This is a genomic window from Synechocystis sp. FACHB-908 (assembly GCF_014698595.1).
GTDB lineage: Bacteria > Cyanobacteriota > Cyanobacteriia > Cyanobacteriales > Microcystaceae > Synechocystis.
Genome location: NZ_JACJTH010000013.1, coordinates 1 through 18,768, shown reverse-complemented (window position 1 = coordinate 18,768; position 18,768 = coordinate 1). Strand labels below are relative to the sequence as shown.

16 protein-coding genes are annotated in these 18,768 nt (G+C 46.7%); 6 read left to right on the top strand and 10 right to left on the bottom strand.

Annotation, left to right across the window (positions count from 1 at the left end; translation table 11 throughout):
* Nucleotides 1-55 precede the first annotated feature (55 nt).
* The 5 genes from H6G46_RS05360 to H6G46_RS05340 form a co-directional block, all read right to left on the bottom strand.
* Nucleotides 56-5,953: a cadherin domain-containing protein gene (locus H6G46_RS05360; protein ID WP_010871743.1), complete on the bottom strand. Its 5,898-nt coding sequence runs from the start codon at nucleotides 5,951-5,953 to the stop codon at nucleotides 56-58.
* Nucleotides 5,954-6,035: 82 nt separating this feature from the next.
* The gene (locus H6G46_RS05355) at nucleotides 6,036-6,323 is read right to left on the bottom strand and encodes a hypothetical protein (protein WP_010871742.1); all 288 of its coding nucleotides are present in this window, start codon (nucleotides 6,321-6,323) and stop codon (nucleotides 6,036-6,038) included.
* Between the two features lie 515 nt (nucleotides 6,324-6,838).
* A complete protein-coding gene (locus H6G46_RS05350) occupies nucleotides 6,839-7,684 on the bottom strand; it encodes a metal ABC transporter permease (protein WP_010871741.1) in 846 nt (281 codons plus the stop codon).
* A complete protein-coding gene (locus H6G46_RS05345; protein WP_020861468.1) occupies nucleotides 7,638-8,471 on the bottom strand; it encodes a metal ABC transporter ATP-binding protein in 834 nt (277 codons plus the stop codon). The genes H6G46_RS05350 and H6G46_RS05345 overlap by 47 nt, the downstream gene beginning before the upstream one ends.
* Before the next feature lie 13 nt (nucleotides 8,472-8,484).
* The gene (locus H6G46_RS05340; RefSeq protein WP_010871739.1) at nucleotides 8,485-9,501 is read right to left on the bottom strand and encodes a zinc ABC transporter substrate-binding protein; all 1,017 of its coding nucleotides are present in this window, start codon (nucleotides 9,499-9,501) and stop codon (nucleotides 8,485-8,487) included.
* A 106-nt stretch (nucleotides 9,502-9,607) separates the two neighbouring features.
* On the opposite strand from H6G46_RS05340, the gene H6G46_RS05335 reads away from it, so the two are divergent.
* The gene (locus H6G46_RS05335) at nucleotides 9,608-10,024 is read left to right on the top strand and encodes a Fur family transcriptional regulator (RefSeq protein WP_010871738.1); all 417 of its coding nucleotides are present in this window, start codon (nucleotides 9,608-9,610) and stop codon (nucleotides 10,022-10,024) included.
* 64 nt (nucleotides 10,025-10,088) lie between these two features.
* The gene (locus tag H6G46_RS05330) at nucleotides 10,089-10,700 is read left to right on the top strand and encodes a Uma2 family endonuclease (RefSeq protein WP_010871737.1); all 612 of its coding nucleotides are present in this window, start codon (nucleotides 10,089-10,091) and stop codon (nucleotides 10,698-10,700) included.
* 3 nt (nucleotides 10,701-10,703) lie between these two features.
* Here the strand turns inward: H6G46_RS05330 and H6G46_RS05325 are convergent, their stop codons facing one another.
* Nucleotides 10,704-10,943, bottom strand: a complete 240-nt coding sequence (locus H6G46_RS05325; protein ID WP_010871736.1) for a hypothetical protein — start codon at nucleotides 10,941-10,943, stop codon at nucleotides 10,704-10,706.
* Nucleotides 10,944-11,018: 75 nt separating this feature from the next.
* On the opposite strand from H6G46_RS05325, the gene H6G46_RS05320 reads away from it, so the two are divergent.
* Both H6G46_RS05320 and H6G46_RS05315 read left to right on the top strand, forming a co-directional pair.
* The gene (locus H6G46_RS05320) at nucleotides 11,019-11,663 is read left to right on the top strand and encodes a hypothetical protein (protein WP_010871735.1); all 645 of its coding nucleotides are present in this window, start codon (nucleotides 11,019-11,021) and stop codon (nucleotides 11,661-11,663) included.
* 43 nt (nucleotides 11,664-11,706) lie between these two features.
* Complete coding sequence (locus H6G46_RS05315) at nucleotides 11,707-12,129, top strand: PPC domain-containing protein (protein WP_020861467.1); 423 nt, start codon at nucleotides 11,707-11,709, stop codon at nucleotides 12,127-12,129.
* Here H6G46_RS05315 and H6G46_RS05310 read toward each other — a convergent pair.
* Together H6G46_RS05310 and H6G46_RS05305 are read right to left on the bottom strand one after the other, a co-directional pair.
* Nucleotides 12,126-12,953 carry a zinc-dependent peptidase gene (locus H6G46_RS05310; RefSeq protein WP_010871733.1) on the bottom strand — a complete coding sequence of 276 codons (828 nt, stop codon included), beginning with the start codon at nucleotides 12,951-12,953 and terminating at the stop codon, nucleotides 12,126-12,128. The two genes, H6G46_RS05315 and H6G46_RS05310, sit on opposite strands and share 4 nt — an antisense overlap.
* A gap of 33 nt (nucleotides 12,954-12,986) precedes the next feature.
* Nucleotides 12,987-13,394: a response regulator gene (locus tag H6G46_RS05305; RefSeq protein ID WP_014407076.1), complete on the bottom strand. Its 408-nt coding sequence runs from the start codon at nucleotides 13,392-13,394 to the stop codon at nucleotides 12,987-12,989.
* A gap of 90 nt (nucleotides 13,395-13,484) precedes the next feature.
* Here H6G46_RS05305 and H6G46_RS05300 point away from each other — a divergent pair, with 90 nt between their 5' ends.
* Together H6G46_RS05300 and H6G46_RS05295 are read left to right on the top strand one after the other, a co-directional pair.
* A complete protein-coding gene (locus H6G46_RS05300) occupies nucleotides 13,485-16,247 on the top strand; it encodes a DNA topoisomerase (ATP-hydrolyzing) subunit A (RefSeq protein WP_014407075.1) in 2,763 nt (920 codons plus the stop codon).
* Nucleotides 16,248-16,310: 63 nt separating this feature from the next.
* Nucleotides 16,311-17,042 carry a hypothetical protein gene (locus H6G46_RS05295; RefSeq protein ID WP_020861466.1) on the top strand — a complete coding sequence of 244 codons (732 nt, stop codon included), beginning with the start codon at nucleotides 16,311-16,313 and terminating at the stop codon, nucleotides 17,040-17,042.
* Nucleotides 17,043-17,053: 11 nt separating this feature from the next.
* On the opposite strand, the gene H6G46_RS05290 is transcribed toward H6G46_RS05295, so the two are convergent.
* Together H6G46_RS05290 and H6G46_RS05285 are read right to left on the bottom strand one after the other, a co-directional pair.
* On the bottom strand, nucleotides 17,054-17,704 hold the full coding sequence (locus H6G46_RS05290; RefSeq protein WP_010871729.1) for a Uma2 family endonuclease: 651 nt from the start codon (nucleotides 17,702-17,704) through the stop codon (nucleotides 17,054-17,056).
* A gap of 12 nt (nucleotides 17,705-17,716) precedes the next feature.
* Complete coding sequence (locus H6G46_RS05285) at nucleotides 17,717-18,589, bottom strand: hypothetical protein (protein WP_020861465.1); 873 nt, start codon at nucleotides 18,587-18,589, stop codon at nucleotides 17,717-17,719.
* Nucleotides 18,590-18,768: the final 179 nt, after the last annotated feature.

The window sequence follows — 18,768 nt, the reverse complement described above, 5'->3', positions numbered from 1 at the left end:
TCGGCGTTTTATCCAAAAAATAGACCATTGCCATTACCGTCCAACGAATAGTAGTCTAAAGGCTAATGCCAAAAAGGCTTTCAACGGTGGCTATTTCAGTGGAATTGGGGGTAAAAACATTGGAAGAAAGCCAATTCCAATTATTGTCTGTTCGCCAAATTCCAATTTCTCCGGTGTCAAAATTTTGCCATAAAACTCGGTTGATGTTTTCAACCCTTTCTGCGGCTAGGGCTTGCCAACTACCAAACTGATTCTCGAATGGTTGCCCTAAAAATTTAAGAGGAGTAACTGGGTCATCCCCGGGCTGAACATAGTAAGCGCCAAAAATTCCTTCCAGGAGACCAACCGCACCTTGATTTTCTAAAACAGTGTATTGATCGCCAATGAGAGAATCTCCGTTAATGTCCGTCCCAAATAATAATTCGGTATTAAAAGTTCTTGATGATTTCACTTGCCATGTGTCAGAAGAAATCCAGTTCCAATTATTATCAGTCAGCCATACACCAACTTCTTCAGTAACTTGATTGTACCAAAGCACTTGATTGGAGCCATCAACAGTTTCTGTGTCTAAGATTTTCCAGTTTACAGATTGATCAGTAGAGAATGGTTGATTCTGAAACAAAAGAGCTTGGCGAGTATTATCTAAAAATTGAGCGAAGAAAAAGCCATTTTCAATAACAGCAACATTGTCATCTAAGATTTCTAATGCGATTTGTTGTTCAGTAACTGGATTAACGCCATCGTCAGCAGTAACGGTGAATCTATAACTGGATTGGCTTTCAAAGTCAGGATTGTTGATTAAAGTTACTTTGCCTGTTGTGGAGTCAATGCTGAAAGATGTGGCATCATCCCCTGGTTTCAAGCCAAAGGTTACTCCCGCACTTATGTCAGCATCATCTGTGGCAGTGACTTGATAAATTACTTGATTGGCACCACTATTTTCGGCGATCGCCTTTGCTGTATTTCCCGATGTAATAGTTGGGGCTATTTCGTCTAGGTCGATGATGGTTAAATTAACAACTTGCTCCGTGACAGGATTCACACCATCGCTGGCAGTGACAGTGAATTTATAACTTGATTGGGTTTCAAAGTCTGGATTGCCAATTAACTCAACTTCTCCAGTGGCGGCATTGATGGTAAATGAGTTAGCATCTTCTCCTGGTTTTAAGCCGAAGGTTACTCCTGCACTTGTGTCAGCATCATCCGTTGCTGTTACTTGGTAAATTACTTGATTCGCACCACTATTTTCGGCAATCGCTTTTGCCGTATCTCCACTAGTAATGGTTGGAGCTATTTCATCAAGATCAATGATGGTTAAGTTGACTAATTGCTCCGTGGCAGGGTTAACGCCATCGCTGGCAGTGACCGTGAATTTATAACTTGATTGGGTTTCAAAGTCTGGGTTATCAAGTAAGGTAACTTGTCCAGTTGTTGGATCAATACTGAACTGGTTGGCATTGTCTCCCGGCTTTAAGCCAAAGGTCACTCCGGCACTGATATCATCACCATCGTCTGCTGTTACTTGGTAAATTATCTGATTCGCACCACTGTTTTCATTAATTGCTGTTGCGATATTATCAGATGTAATATTGGGACCGAGTTCGTCCAGATCATTAATAGTCAGGGTAACTATTTTTTCCGTAGCAGGGTTAACACCATCGCTGGCAGTAACGGTGAATTTATAACTTGATTGGGTTTCAAAGTCCGGGTCATCAATGAGGGTTACTTCCCCGGTGATGGGATTGATAGTAAATGAGCCAGCATCATTCCCTGGCTTTAAACCAAATGTTATTCCGGCACTTACGTCAGCATCATCTGTGGCAATAACTTGGTAAATTAGTTGATTGGCACCACTGTTTTCATCAATAGGCGTTGCTGTATCGCCTGATGTAATGGTCGGGCCTATTTCGTCTAGATTATTGATGGCTAGGGTAACTATTTTTTCGGTGGCGGGATTCACACCATCGCTAGCAGTAACGGTGAATTTATAACTGGATTGGCTTTCAAAGTCAGGATTGTTGATTAAAGTTACTTTGCCTGTTGTGGAGTCAATGCTGAAAGATGTGGCATCATCACCCAATTTCAACCCAAAGGTTACTTCGGCACTTATGTCAGCATCATCTGTGGCAGTGACTTGGTAAATTACTTGATTCGCACCACTGTTTTCGGCGATCGCCTTTGCTGTATTTCCCGATGTAATAGTTGGGGCTATTTCATCTAAGTCAATGATGGTTAAATTGACAACTTGCTCAGTGACAGGATTCACACCATCGCTGGCAGTGACAGTGAATTTATAACTTGATTGGGTTTCAAAGTCTGGGTTATCAAGTAAGGTAACTTGTCCAGTGATGGCATTGATGATAAACGAGTCAGCATCATCCCCTGGTTTCAAGCCAAAGGTTACCCCGGCACTTATATCCGCATTATCATCCGCTGTTGCCTGGTAAATTATCTGATTCGCACCACTATTTTCGGTGATCGCCTTTGCTGTATCCCCCGATGTGATGGTTGGAGCTATTTCATCTAAGTCAATGATGGTTAAGTTGACTAATTGCTCCGTGGCCAGGTTAACACCATCGCTGGCAGTAACGGTGAATTTATAACTTGATTGTGTTTCAAAGTCCGGGTCATCAATGAGGGTTACTTTCCCGGTGATGGGATTGATGGTAAATGAACCAGCATCATTCCCTGGCTTTAAACCAAATGTTATTCCGGCACTTACGTCAGCATCATCTGTGGCAATAACTTCGTAAATTACTTGATTGGCACCACTATTTTCGGCGATCGCCTTTGCTGTATCCCCCGATGTGATGGTTGGAGCTATTTCATCTAAGTCAATGATGGTTAAGTTGACTAATTGCTCCGTGGCCAGGTTAACACCATCGCTGGCAGTAACGGTGAATTTATAACTTGATTGTGTTTCAAAGTCCGGGTCATCAATGAGGGTTACTTTCCCGGTGATGGGATTGATGGTAAATGAACCAGCATCATTCCCTGGCTTTAAACCAAATGTTATTCCGGCACTTACGTCAGCATCATCTGTGGCAATAACTTCGTAAATTACTTGATTGGCACCACTATTTTCGGTGATCGCCTTTGCCGTATCTCCCGATGTGATAGTAGGAGCTATTTCGTCTAAGTCAATGATGGCTAGGGTAACTATTTTTTCGGTGGCAGGATTAACCCCATCGCTAGCAGTAACCGTGAATTTATAACTGGATTGTGTTTCAAAATCTGGGTTTTCAGTTAGGATTACTTGTCCGGTGGTGGAGTTGATGATAAACAGGTCAGCATCATTCCCTGGCTTTAAACCAAATGTTATTCCTGCACTTACGTCAGCATCATCTGTGGCAGTGACTTGATAAATTACTTGATTCGCACCACTATTTTCGGCGATCGCCTTCGCCGTATCTCCCGATGTGATAGTAGGAGCTATTTCGTCTAGGTCAATGATGGCTAAATTAACCAATTGTTCGGTGGCCGGGTTAACTCCATCGTCAGCAGTAACGGTGAATTTATAACTGGATTGGGTTTCAAAGTCAGGATTGCCAATTAACTTAACTTCTCCAGTGGTGGCATTGATGATAAACGAGTCAGCATCATCCCCCGGTTTCAAGCCAAAGGTTATTCCTGCACTTATGTCACCATCATCCGTTGCTTTTACTTGGTAAATTATTTGATTCGCACCACTATTTTCGGCGATCGCCTTTGCTGTATCTCCCGATGTGATGGTTGGCGCTACTTCATCTAGGTTATTGATAGTTAACTTGAAATCCGCAGTCAAGTCAGGGGTACTACCTACCGTGTCATCATCCACATTCACTGTGACGGTATAGCTGGCTTTACTCTCAAAGTTCAATACTGTACCAGCCTTGAGAAAGAGACTCTGCCCAATGACTTCAAAAAAGGCTGCATCAATACCTGACAGGCTGATATCATTACTCCCTAAACCATCATCGGTAATAGCAATATCCGCTACTTTGAGTGGGTTCGTAGTATCGGTATTTTCTGCCAGACTGGCATTAGGAACTATAACAGCGCTGGGTCCTTGGTTGACTTGAAGTTCATCATCATCTTGCACAGGGACTGCTAGATTATTGCCTGCCATATCGCTAAGCACTGCCCCATTAGGAATCTGCAGAATGATAGTGCCTGAAGTGTTAGGAGTGACAACTACAGAAAATACCCCCGAGCTGGTTTCTGTAATGGTTCCAATAGAAATTGTCGCTGTTCCCGCATTGTCAAAATCATCAGCAGTGACAGTTGTGGAGTCTATATCTTCACTGAAGGTCAGGGTATAGGTCAGCGGAGTGTCGATAGGAACAATGTTATCATCATCCCCATCATCAATAGAGGTGAGTGTAGGGGGAATAGTATCTACAGCATAGCTAACTGATGTTGTTGTGCCGGTTCCGTTATTCCCAGCTAGGTCACTAATCCCTGTATTGTCTAGGGTAATAACATTGGAATTAGATTCAGCATTAGCATTTGGGGTAAGAGTGGCTGTCCAGGTTATTCCTCCGTCGGATGACGTTGGAGATGACAAAGAACCGTCGACGACAATAATATCTGCATTTGTAAACCCAATTACTGCTTCGGAAAAAGTAAAGGTAACGGTCGCTGTATCACCGATTTTTAGAGCGGTGTCACTAATCTCAATAGCACTAGCGAGGTTTGGAGTAGTGTTATCAATAGTAATGCCTAAGGCTGAAGAAGCCGTACTAACATTGCCCGCAGCATCGGTAGCTTTGGCAGTAATACTGTAGTTGCCATCAGCTGGAGTCGAAGCCGTAATTGTCCAATTTCCTGAGCCATTGGCAGTGGTGCTTCCTATCTGGGTACTACCTCCACTAAATAGGGTTACCGTGCTGTTGGCTTCAGCCGTACCGTTAAACGTTGGTGTGGTGTCATTGGTGATGTTGTCTGTACTAGAAAGCCCACTATCACTGCTTGCACTCAAATCTGGCGTAGACGGGGCATTGGGCGGAGTGTTATCCGTGGGGGGAGTTCCATAGGTAAGTGTAGAGGTCTGAGAGAGATTAACGCCAGGCTGAGAACCAAAGGGGAAAAAACCAACAGTAACATTATTGTTTGATACAGAAGGGGTGAGAGGTTGGTTAACGCCAGTAGTGAAACCAGATACATTTGTCTGAATCACAGATTCAACAGAACCTATTGATTCATCTGCTAGAGATGTAAAAATGAAAGTTAAAGCTCCTCCTTGCTGAGTACCCGAAAAATTCACATAGATGGTATTTTCCGATACATCTATGTCTACGTTGCCGGTCAGCGTTTGGGGGGATCCTGATGAATTAAAAGTAGCAGTGATAGCTTGATCTGTGATTTCCTGTCCTGACGTTACGGTAAATGTTTGGGTAAACAGGTCAAAATTGAAGCTGCCATCAGAACCACTACCGGTGAAACGCACATTGACAGTAACCGACTCGCCTATTAAAGACTGTACTGACTGTTCAACCTGTAATGATTGACCATTGATAATGATGGTGTGTGTATCATCTTCGGCTTTTATCCTTGCCAATTCCGACGCAGAGACAACATCTCCCAACACTAGATCTGCAAATAATTGTCCTTCATCTCCTATGGTATCGACTGCGTTAACTTGAGCATCCACAAAATGTCCAATCTCTTCGAGGATGACTTCAATCAGAGCGTCTGGGGGGGCAGTGGCAACAAATTGGTCAGACAGATAAATTTTATTGATACTTTGGGCATAGGCTCCCACAGCAGAGCCCAAGGTTTCGGCACTGAGTACTTCAATGACAGGAAGATCGCTAAAATCTCCAATAGCCCAACGACTTCGCAAAGCTTCTACGGCGACAACATCATAATTATTTCCATAAATAATCTCGAAATTCTGCCAAAAACTCTCCAAGCCTGCAAAAGCGGACAGTTTCCCATAGACTAAGGACAAATCAAGATTGTAGACGCTCATAGAAAATTCTCAAATAAACAGGATTTATGCATTACTTAGATGAAGGCCTGACATCCGGAGTTCTCATAAACAATATTTTCTGCTATTCAGTCAGCATATGGATATAAATAATCAGAAATACATAGGGAATGATATCTGTACTCTGGGCATGGGATCCCAACAAGCCGGCCATGTCCTGGTCTAAAATTCGCATGGTCGGCAACTGTCTAAAATCTTCTTTTTGCCATTGTTGCTGGAGTTGTTTCGCCTGAACTCGGTCAAAATTAGTACCGAAGATAATTGCTAATTTACGCCAAAAACGAGGGGAGTTGGTGAACTCAATCAAGTTTTCGTAAACAACGCTGAGAGCGGAAGGAACGAGAATAGCCACGGCAATAAAAGCTCAACAAATCGACAAATAAACAAAAATTGCTCTAAATTGCTCCTCTATTGCCATAAAAATGACGTTGACAAAATTGTACACCATCGAAACTTACCAACCATCCCAGCTTGAAACTTTTTTTGTCATCATTGCCCAATTTTTTTATCCAAGCCAAAATACCGAGCTAAGCCGGAAGGGGGATAATCCAACATCAAGACCTGGACCCTCCATGGCAAGCCCCGCTATGAATTGCTCTCCCAAGAACTGGCCATGTACCGGGAATTGGTCACCAACAAAATTAATCAAGGCCTATTAAAAGGGGAACGTTTTTCTGACCCCTAGGACGTGGAATGGGAAAAACGGGGATGCTTACTTCAAAGCGTGTTTCAAAAGCTGGGTTTTGGCTGTTTAATCCCCCCTAGCCCCCCTTCCGAAGGAGGGAACGGTTACCAAAGTCCCCCTTTTTAAGCCGGAGCTTTAGTGGGTCAATTTAGGGGGCGGAATAAAACTTTCCAAACACGTTCTCAGCGTCTAAACGCCAAACTGATTAGATAGGCAATGCTGGCCACCAAAATAATGGTTGCTCCAGAGGAAAGGTTAAAGCTGTAGGAAAGAGCTAATCCAACACCGCAAAAGACCATCCCCAATCCACTGGCCACAGCCATCATTTGGGGCACATCCCGCACATATTGACCGGCGATCGCCGCTGGAATACTCAACAGGGCAATGACCATAATTAATCCCACTAATTGCATCACCATCACCACCGTTAAAGCAATGGCCGCCACTAGAGTTAGATAAAGAATATCCACTGGCAAATTACGGGTAGTGGCATAGACCGGATCAAAAGAAATGGCCAAAAACTCTTTATAAAGTAAGAATAAAAGAATGATAATCAACATGTCTAGCCCTGCCATGAGCCAGAGTTCCTGCCGGGGCACCGTCAAAATACTGCCGAAAAGATAACTAGCCACATCGGCCTTATAACCTTTGGTTAAATCGATCAACATGATGCCGATCGCCATGCCCAGGGCCCACATCACCCCAATTAACGTGTCGCTGCGCTGTTGATATTTCCTTGCTACCCAACCCATGGCCAAAGCCATCACTAGGGAAAAAACAAACGCTCCCCAGAGGGGATTAAAGGCAAAATAGTAGCCCAAACCAATGCCTCCATAGGCCGCGTGGGCTACCCCACCGCTGATGAAAACCATGCGGTTGATGACAATAAAAGAGCCAATTAATCCACAGGCTAAGCTGACCAGCAAACTAGCTACGATGGCGTTTTGCATAAATTCGTATTGCAACGCCTGAACCATCGCCTCAATCATGGTGACACTCCGCTGTATGCCCCTGGCCATTGGTTGCATCTAACCCGGGTAAAGCCGGATCATGGCTAGGGAAAACCCGATGGGGCACACCATGGGCAATTAAATCCACCGGACATTGATAGGTGGCTTCAATCATCTGGGGCGTAATAAATTTCTCCTGGTGATAGTGCAAACTACGGTTGAGGCAACCAACGGTTTTGACATAGCGGGAAATGGCCCCCAGGTCGTGGGAAATCATCACAATGGTCATGGTTTGATTCAGTTCCCCCAATAACTCGTAAATACTTCTTTGCACTTTGCTGTCTACATTGGCGGTGGGTTCGTCCAGCAATAAAATCTGCGGTTGGGAAGCTAGGGCCCTGGCAATGTAAACCCGTTGCCGTTGTCCTCCAGACAGGGTCCCCAAGGGGCGATCGCCTAAATCTCCCATGCCCACCTGCTCTAAACAACGGCGTACAATGGCTTCATCCTGCTGGTGATAACGGCGAAATAATTTACCCCGCCCCAAACGGCCCATCCTGACCACGTCCAACACCCGCACTGGAAACGCCCGGTCAAACTCTAACCATTGGGGTACATAGCCCACGTAACGCCGCCCCTGTTCCACTGACCGCCCGAGAATTTGTACCGTACCTTGCTGGGGTTGAATTAATCCCAACAGTACTTTGAGCAGAGTGGTTTTTCCCCCGCCGTTAGGGCCAATTAAGCCCAGAAAATCCCTTTCCTCCACCCGCAGATTAATATTTTCTAGCACTGGCGTCGCGCCATAACCAGCGAATAAATTTTCAACGGCAATTACTGGTTGGGAGAGTAGGGAATCAACCATGGGGACGTTGGCATTAGGGCTGGGCACTGTTAGCATTGGCGATTTTTTGGGCAACGGCTTTGAGATTGCTAGACCAATCAGCGGCTAAAGGATCGAGTAACTCCACCCCCGCTCCGATTTCAGCGGCGATCGCCTCGGAACTTTTGGTACTGAACTGGGTTTCCCCAAACACCATGGTTAGATTATTTTCCTTGGCCGTATCAATTAACTGTTTCAATTCCTGGGCGCTGGGTTCTTGCCCTTCCACTTCGATGGGAATTTGTACCAAGTTGTAATCCCGAGCAAAGTAAGCCCAAGAAGGATGGAAAACAATAAATTTCCTTTGGGGTAAAGGTTGCAATATTTGTCCTAATTCTTGATTTAACCGCTCTAGTTCCGCTAAAAATGCAGCTAAATTAGCCTCATACTGGTCGCGATTATCCGGGTCCAATTCCGCCAACTCCTTGGCGATCGTGGTGGCCTGTCGTTTCACCAAGGTAGGGGACAACCAAATGTGGGGATCCGCCACCATCAATGCTCCCTTAGCTTTTTCCTTTTCTGACTCTGACCCATGGTCGTGGCCATCGTGGCTATGGTCATCGTGCCCTTCTTCCTCCCCGTGACTATGGTCATGCTTCTCCATTTCCAGGGGGGTTATGCCTTGGGCCGAATCAATTAATTTCATGTTGGCATTGGCCGCCTTTAACTTCTCCAACCAAGGTTGCTCAAAACCAAGACCGATCAAAACATAGGCTTCTGCTTCACTTAGGGCCGCCAACTGTTGGGGTTTGGGCTCATAGGTGTGGGGATCATTATTACCCGGTACCAGTACGCTGACTCGAACTAAGTCACCACCAATTTTTTCCAAAAAGTATTGTTGAGGTGGAATACTCACCGTAATATCCATGGCATCTGCCACCGGAGCATCCTCAACTTGACCATTTTGCCCAACCTGTTCAACAGCGGGCTGACAGCCTAGGGTGCTCAAACCCAGAACAAAAGCAACACCAAGGGGTTGGACAAAGCGGGGAACAGCGGGGAAAATGAACATTACCGATGTGCAATACAGTGAAGATCAAGCTGATGGGAAATTTATCCCTTTGGCATTAGGACAATAAACGATAATCATTATCATTGCATAATTCCTCCACCTTGTCATGAGTCTTCCCACTCCTTCCCTTGCCGTTCGCCTAGAGTCCCTCACAGTCAACCAAAGACTGGTGCTCCAAGCTTTGCAAAGGGAAACGGAGCCCCTGTCGGCCCAAGCCCTCTTCGCCAAACTGCGGGAAACAAAAAAAATTGGCTTGGCCACGGTGTACCGAGCTTTAGATGCCCTCAAGTTAGCCGGATTTATCCAACATCAGGCCACCATGACAGGGGAATTGCTTTACCAAACCCTAGAGCAGGACCAACATTGTTTGACCTGTTTGCAGTGTGGGGAATCGGTACCCATTCAGGGTTGCCCTGTGCAGTCCCTAGAGGAAAATTTGCAGGCTAATTATTCTTTTCGGATTTACTATCACACCCTAGAATTCTTCGGGCTTTGTCAACTTTGTGCCAAAGGAAGTGATTAGAATTGAAGTTAACCAAAATAAGAATAGTTAACTATCCCAATGTTCAGCGAACCGAGGAGAAGTTATGGCAACCCTAACCCCGCCAATTAGCTCAATCAATCAAGGGTCATTATTGTTGAATGTGAGCCATGTCACTTTAAAAGTCTCGCCGGAGCATTTTGATCAGCTTTGCCTTGATAACCCAGACCTACGGCTTGAGTTAACCAAAGATGGCGAATTAATTGTTATGGCACCAGCGGGGGGAGAAACCAGCCGGAAAAATCTTGATCTGGCGATCGATGTTGGTCTTTGGAATCGCCGAACAAACTTGGGTCAAGCCTTTGATTCTTCCTGTGGCTATGACTTCACTTCATTGGGGGGCGGTAAATTGTCGCCGGATGTGTCGTGGATTGAGCAATCGAAGCTTGAAGGGATCGAAATAGTTGGCTTTATCCCTGTGGTACCAGATTTTGTTATTGAACTCCGCTCCGCAACGGATAACCTGAAACCATTACAGGAAAAAATGCAAGAGTATCGACGGCTGGGGGTACGATTGGGGTTATTGATCAATCCCCAAAACCAACAGGTTGAGATTTATCGTTCTTCCCAGGCGACAGAAGTTTTAACGTTGCCAAAGGAAATAGATTGCAATGAAGTAATGCCCGGTTTTGTGCTTGATTTGACCCGCATTTGGTAGGAACTAAAAATATTCTGCCTTGGGATTGACTACCCCATTGCTGGAGCCGGAAAAACGATGGGGCCGTAGGAGTAATTGCTGTAGAGAGCGTTGCAAACGGAGCCGGGCTTGTTGTTTGGATTGTTGGGCAATGGTGAGGGATTGTTGGGGCAGACTGGTGACTTCACTGGGGATATTACTCGACACCGCCAGGGCCAACGCAAAGGCAATAAATGTGGCCAGAACTCCTAATTGTTTAAACATAGCCGACCCTCCTTTCTCCCAGACTGGACTTGAGCTAGTATTCTAGGAACTACTAAGCATAGCTCCCTAGCAAATATGACAATATCCCAGGCTCAAAAGGATCCAGGCATTTTGCAGACAGTTTCGCTTTTGACTGCCTATTGTTTTGACCTCCGGGGAATGGCCCCCAAACAGGTCATCAATGGCTGGCTTAAGAATTTTTCAGCCCTGTGGATTCGTCTTGCGGTGATCGAAGCCCTGTACCTAGGCCGTTATAAGGCGGTTTCGGTGGAGCATTTGCTGGAGTTCTGGCACAAGAAGGGACAACCCAATTTTCATTTTTCCGCTGAGTTTGAGCGTCTGGTTTCCGAAAATCTGCCCAGATCGTTGGCGATCGCCAGAGACGAATCGATGGAGGAGTTGACTAAAATGGCAGACCAGTCATGGCAGTTAAAGGTTCCCACGGCAGGACAAGAACAATCATTGCAATCACCAAGACGGCGGGTTTCTCCCTCCGACCCAGGGGAGCTAGAACCACTCCCTTGGCATCACCGTGCCCTCGGAAATATCCAACATCCCAACCAAGAAAATTTAAAGGGCTCTAATGTGTCCGAAGAAGGGCCCGTGACCAGAAACCCAGGGCCAGCCCCGTCCATTGAGCAGTTCATTCCCATCACCCAGGAATCAAATTTCCTCAGTCGGCTCCAGTCAGTACTCAGTCAGGACACCGAGAATGTTTAGATTATTCAATTCGGGGAAATTGGACAAGGTAGTCCTCTTCTGGATGGGTTTGACTTCCGCCCTGGTGACGTTCTACCCAACCCCGAGTTACGGCCAAAATAGTCAAAATAGTTTTTACAATCCCATCCCCATTACTGCCAACACAACAGTTGACGATCGCCTGACGGTGGGGGATATGCCCACGGGGGAAGGGGGATTTGCCAGGGACTATCGTATTAATCTCCAGGCCGGGGACCAAGTGTCCATTGACCTGCGCTCCGATGAATTCGACACCATGGTAATGCTCATTGGCGATGACGGCACCACCATTGTGGCCAACGACGACAGCACTGAAGGGGGCACCAATTCCCTTGCCTTCGCCCGGATTACTGAATCGGGAGACTACATTGTCCGGGTCAGAACCTACGCCGCCACTGGGGGAGGGGCATTTTCCCTGGCAGTGACCAGGCTAAAACCCGTTCCCTAGCAATTTATCAATGGTTCAAGGCAGTAATATTTCCGTAGAACTTGATAAAGTTGCCCGTGATTATGTTGTAATTCTTGCCCTTTTTCAAAGAAAGTTTCCGTCACCACCGCAAAAAATTCACAGGGGTTGGTGGCTCCATAGGGGTCGATGACGGTGGGTAAATTATTTTCTAACTGACTGAGTAGTTGTTGGTATTCCGACGCAAAAATTGACTGCCAGCGTTGATAGTCGTTGCGACGACCTAATTTAGGGACCCCATTCATGGCTCCATCCCCCATGTCCAACTGATGGGCAAATTCATGGAAAATAACGTTGTGGCCATCCTGCCACCGCTCCAAATCCCAGGCGATCGTGCCCCAAGCCAGGATCAACTGTCCAGCCCTATCCCAGGATTCCCCAGCTCGAACGGTGTCTTCTTCCTCCACTACGTAACCATCGGGGGACGTAATTTGCCGCACTTGGAAAGCATCGGGGTAAACAAGGATTGTATCCAGCCTGGGGTAGGGATTACTGCCTAATTCCAACGCTAGATAGCAAGCTTGGGCAGCGATGACCAACCGCACTTCATCCGTTAAAACAAAATCATTACAGCCAATAAACTGTTTTTGCTGGAGAAATAATTGGATTTTTGCTTCTAATTTTTGCCGTTGCTGGGGGGAAAGCTGGGCATAAAAAGGCAGGCGATCGCCTAAAATTGCTTGCCAATGGGGAGGCAGAGGCCGCTGAAAAAGTTGTTTTTCTCGCCAATCTAACCAATGGGGATAGCCCCAAATGTAGGCAATGATGCCCAAAAGGATGGTGAGGACAATGGCAGTGGGCAACATGAAAAATAACGGGTAAATCTTTAGGCTAAGGGGTTAAACCGCCCGATCGCCTCCAGCCATGGTTTGAATTTGGTTTACAAAAGCTTGGTGGTCCACCACCGGTTTAGCTATGTAGCCTTCTGCGCCACTTTGGGCCAATAAAGACTCCCGATCGCCGACCATGGCATGGGCTGTGACCAAAATCACTGGTAGGCTGGCCGTGGCAGGGTCTTGTTTGAGCAGTTGGGTAATTTGAATGCCGTTATAGGCCTTACCTTGGTAATGACTGCGGGACAGAGACACATCGATCAAAATCACGTCCACCGCCTTGCTCCGAGCTAAGGCCAACACCTCCGCCACATCCTCGCTGCCCTTGACGGTGAAGCCCCCCCGCTTAGTGAGAATTTTGGAAAAAACCCGGAAGTTCATGGGGTCGTCTTCGACGATGAGAACCGTTGTCATAAAACTGTACCCGGCAAAGTGGGGAGGAGAATCAGCCTTTCCAATGCTAACATTGGCCGCGAATTGACGAGCGCACAGGTTCCCAGCGGCATGGCCAGAAAATCTTTCCCCAGCGGTCAAATTATCCCCACCGATCTCCACGAAGAAATGGAACGTTCCTACCTGGAATATGCCATGAGTGTGATTGTGGGGCGGGCATTACCCGATGTGCGGGACGGTCTAAAACCGGTGCATCGTCGCATTCTCTACGCCATGTACGAGTTGGGGCTGACCCCCGATCGCCCGTTTCGGAAATGTGCCCGGGTGGTGGGGGACGTGTTGGGCAAATACCATCCCCACGGTGACCAGTCTGTGTACGATGCCCTGGTGCGGATGGTGCAGGATTTTTCCAGTCGTTATCCCCTCCTGGCTGGCCATGGCAACTTCGGTTCCGTGGACAATGATCCTCCGGCCGCCATGCGTTACACCGAAACCCGCTTAGCACCCATCGCCATGGGGGCCATGTTGGAAGGCATAAGCGAGGCGATCGTTGATTTTACCGGCAACTTCGACAATTCCCAGGAAGAACCCACCGTGGTTCCCGCCCAGTTACCTTTGTTACTGTTGAACGGTTGCTCTGGTATTGCGGTGGGCATGGCCACTAGTATCCCGCCCCACAATTTGGGGGAAGTGGTGGATGGTTTGATTGGTTTAATCAATAAACCTGATTTGTCGGATCAAGAACTATTTAAGTTAATCCCCGGCCCTGACTTTCCCACCGGCGGCCACATCCTCGACAGCGAAGGCATTTTGCAAGCTTACCAAACGGGACGAGGACTAATTCCGGTGCGGGGAGTTAGTCACATTGAAACCATCCGAGGGGAGAAAAAACGCAGTCATAATCGCACGGCGATCGTCATTACGGAATTACCATTCCAGGTCAATAAAGCGGCTTGGATTGAGAAAATTGCCAGCTTGGTCAACGACGGCAAACTAGACGGCATTTCCGATCTGCGGGATGAAAGCGATCGCACCGGCATGAGGGTGGTAATTGAGCTCAAACGGGATGCGGAACCCAATGCCATTTTGCAAAAACTCTACCGCATGACTCCTTTGCAGAGTAATTTTGGCGTGATTTTCCTGGCGCTGGTCAACAACCAACCCGTGCAAATGTCCCTGCGGCAAATTCTCCAAGAATTTCTCCAATTCCGGGAAGATACCCTGCTGCGACAGTACGAAAATGAGTTGGGAGAAAACCGTCGTCGCCTGGAATTATTAACTGGTTTACTAATCGGTTTAGAAAATTTAGATGCGCTGATTGAAATTCTCCGTTTTGCCGCCGATGGCACCACCGCCAAAATTCAACTCCAGGAACGGTTAGGCATTTCCCTCCAACAAGGGGACGCTATTTTGGGCATGCCCATGCGCCGTATCACCGGCCTGGAAAGGGAAAAATTACAACAGGAACACACCGATCTAGCCCAACGCATTGAGCAGTTGGAAACTCTCATTGGCGATCGCCAGGAACGGTTAAAAGCCCTCAAAAAAGAATTGCGGGGTTTAAAGAAAAAGTTTGCCGACGAACGACGTACCAAGATTTTACAGGGTATGCCAGCCAAAATTGAGCCTCTCCCCGTAAATCAAGATCCATTGCCTGAAGCGACAATTCCCCCGGTTGAAAGTCAGTCAGCCCCAGAAGAAGAGTTGGATTCCCCAGGGGAACCAGAGCAAGAACAATTAGTCTTAGAAAATTCTTCCCCGCCAACGGCAGATTCGGCTCCCGAAGCAAAGCAGGACGATCTAAACCTAGCCGTAAAGCCTACCCCCAAAACCGTCAAACAGGAAGCCCAACCAAGCCCGGAAGTCATAGCCACCCATAGCAAACTCGTTTCTGTTGCCGAGAAAAATCCCCTCACCCTCTTCACGCCGCAAACGCCCCCGGCGGAGGCCTTTCTGAGTATTAATTTGCAGGGGGAAATCGCCTGGCACCCAGAAGAGCTAACCTCCGCCAACAGCTTTGAACCCTTGGACCAGCAATTTTCCATTCAAGGGCGGGAAACTCTCATTGTCATTGGCGACCATGGCAAGGCTTTCCCCGTCGCCATTGCCGATATTCCCCCCTTAGCTGTCACCCGCATTCCCCTGTTACAAATTCTGCCTAAATCGGCCCAGCGGGACGCCACCACCGTCACTTTCCAGGGATTTTTACCGCCCCCGGAACAGCCCCAGGATTTACTCCTAGTTAGTCAGCAGGGTCGGGTCAAACTGCTCGCTGGTCAGGAGTTGCAGGAGTTGGGCCCGCGGGGTTTGAGTTTAATGAAGTTAAAAAATGGCGATCTCCTCCAGTTTGCCCAATTGGTTACACCAGTTAATCCTGCCTCTGCCCAAAATCCAGGTAAAAATTTGGTGATTGCCACCAGCAATGGACGTTTACTGCGGTTTGATCCAGCCCAGGTTGGTTTAACTTGCTCAAGTCCCAGTGCCCAAGGCCAGGAAGCAATGCGGCTTCGTGCAACGGAAAGTTTGGTGGGGGTACTGATGGCATCACCAGGGGATAGGGTTTTACTGTTAACCCAAGCAGGTTATGGCAAACAATTAGATTTAGCTTCTGTGCGCCTGGGGAATTTCGGCGAATTAGGCACAACGGTGATGCAATTTACCAGCAAAGCAGATCGGTTGTTGACCATGGTGGCGGCAAATCAGGGTGCCCAGTCTCCTCAATCCTCCACTTACGATTTTTACAGTAATCAACAACGACTCCATTCTGTCCAGGCTGATCAGTTTCAACCCTGGGGTAAGGATGGCTTTGGCGATCGCCTGGTGGATCTCAACGAGGGAGAACATTTAATTACCCAGGTGGCCCACCTTGGTTAAAGGTTAGACCCGGGGAAATTTTCGGCTAGAATGGGCAACATCTTTTTTCCGTGGGTGGGGACAATGGACAAGTACGAAGGACTGGAAAGCTCGAAAAAGCCTTGGTGGTTGAAGCACATCGACAAAATTTTCCTAGGCGGTGGCGTTGCCTATATGCTGTTAGTTAGTTTTTGGCTAGTGTTTCAATCCCGACAACCCAATCCCTCTGCGACATCGCCTACGGAAACGGTGACGGTGGATCAAGCGGACGAAGAATTTATTGTTTATCTGCAACAGTCCTTAGAAACCCTTAAACAGCCCCAATCATTGCCAGCTTCCTCCGCCCTCACTGGTGTTAACCCTCCGGTAACCCCCAACCAAACAACGGTGGCGATCGCCCCTGCTAACCAAGGTATTCCCCTTCCCCCGCCTCCCCCCGGCGCTGTGCCCCAAAATAATGGTGGCAATCTGACCGCAGTCGCTCCTGGTAGTACCACTGTGGTGGAACGATATTATTACCCCGTTTACCCCAACGGCCAAGCTGCTCCAGCCATGGCAATTCCCCCCCAACCCGTGGCCGCTGCTCCCCCGGCAGTGCCGATGGTGCCCAGTAAAACTAAACACGATTTAGTAGGAGTTCTGGAATCCGGTGAGCTTTCTTCGGCTCTGTTCCGCTGGAATGGCATGACCCAACGCATTCAAATCGGTGAGGCGATCGGTAGTAGCGGTTGGCAATTGGCGGCGGTTAACGGTCAGCAGGCGATCCTATCCCGTCAGGGTAAAACCCGCTATCTGGAAGTGGGTCAAGGCTTTTAGTCTGTACTAATTTATTCACCTTCGCCTAGTTGTTCGATCAGCCATTGACGAAATTGCCTAATCGTTGCTGTTTCTCCGTCTTGGAGACTTTGGCGCAGAAAGACAGTCAAATCCTTAACTTTCAAGGGATGCAAAGCCAAGCTCTGCTCAGAAGTTTCATAGATTTGCTGAGCCCCATTCCACAAATAAGCCTGTAAAGTTCGACCGTCATATCGCCAAATTTCGGGCACTCCTAAAGCACCATAAATTGCTAATTTGTCTAGGGAGCTACTGGTAATATCAATTTCAATGACTAAATCGGGGGGAGGATCAACATTAAGATCAATATCCTGTTTGTGGCGAACAATAGACTCATTTTGCAGGTAAAAGCAAGAATCTGGTTCTATGCCTTTCTCCAGCCGATTAACTCTTAGGGTTAGGGAACCTAGACTTTTAATTTCCAAGTTCAAGATGTCAACGGTGGTGTAAATTAACCGCTCTAGAAAGCGATTATTATGTTCATGTTCTCCGAGGGGAGTCATAATTTCTAAAGTTCCTTGACAATAAGCAAGGCGAATTCCTCGCTTTTCACCCAAATCCTGAAGCAATTGGTTAAAAGTTAGCCAACTTACGGGTTCAAGCAAAATAAATTTCGAGACGGGGGCTAATTCTGTAATAGGCATAATATTCCTTCACTATCCTGGTAACAAATACAGTCCTGGCTCTGCATCATTACCCGGAAGCAATTCCCTGCTACTTTTAACACCTCGATCTTGGCATAATTGGGCAAAGTTTTGCAGGGTATCTAGCCTAGCTAATAATTCACTAAGAGTGTCTAAATATTCGGCGATCGCCAATTGTTTATTAATCCAAGCTTGGTTATAGCGTTCGGGTGCATAGGACATATCAAATTCAACAGCAATTTCACTTTTAATGCGTCGTACTTGATCTGGAGTTAAGTTAAAATCCTTGGGATGAATTTGACAAATTCGCTCTATTCTTTCAGGTAGAATAAACTCGTTAAATGGCTTGCCAAGAAAGCGGTAGGAAGTATTAAGGCTATCATTAGCATCGTCCAATAATGCCTTTGACCAATTTTCAGATAATTGTTTAAATTTAACAACTTCTTCCCGTAAAACATCTTTGGCATCCTGGTGATGACCTATTTCCATCAATAAATTAGCTTCGGTAATGGTAGCAACGGCCCAACCTTGAATAGCAATGTCACTATTTAGCATTAATTCTGCTTCTAGCTCTGGGGTGATTTTGAGTGCTTCATGGCTTAAAAATAAACGGCTACGATTTGCGGCTTTAATGGCTCCAATGGGAGATTGTTCAGGAAAACGGTTGATTGTTTGAAGTTCAGATTGTAAATCTGCTATCTCTCTGACTAAACTGCTCTGATAAAAATGGGCAATGGCTTGGGCTAATTTTTCCTGTTTAGCTCGACTATCCTGAACAACTAGGCAAATGTAACCTAATTGTTGTGACATTTTATCAAGGCGATGATTAACATCATCAAAACCCTGTTGGACTGTTTGCTGGAGAAGATTAATAGATTTCTGCATCTGGTGAAGCTCAGAATCGTTGAATCGCACTTATGTACGACCTAAAAATAGACAGAATAATCCTACAGCAAAGCAAATTCATCACCTTAGTGCTAACTCCCTTAGCCAGTGTACATAGCTTATTTTTTCACACATGAAAGCCTGTAAATAACGTAGTTTGTCTAACATTGTTGTACCTG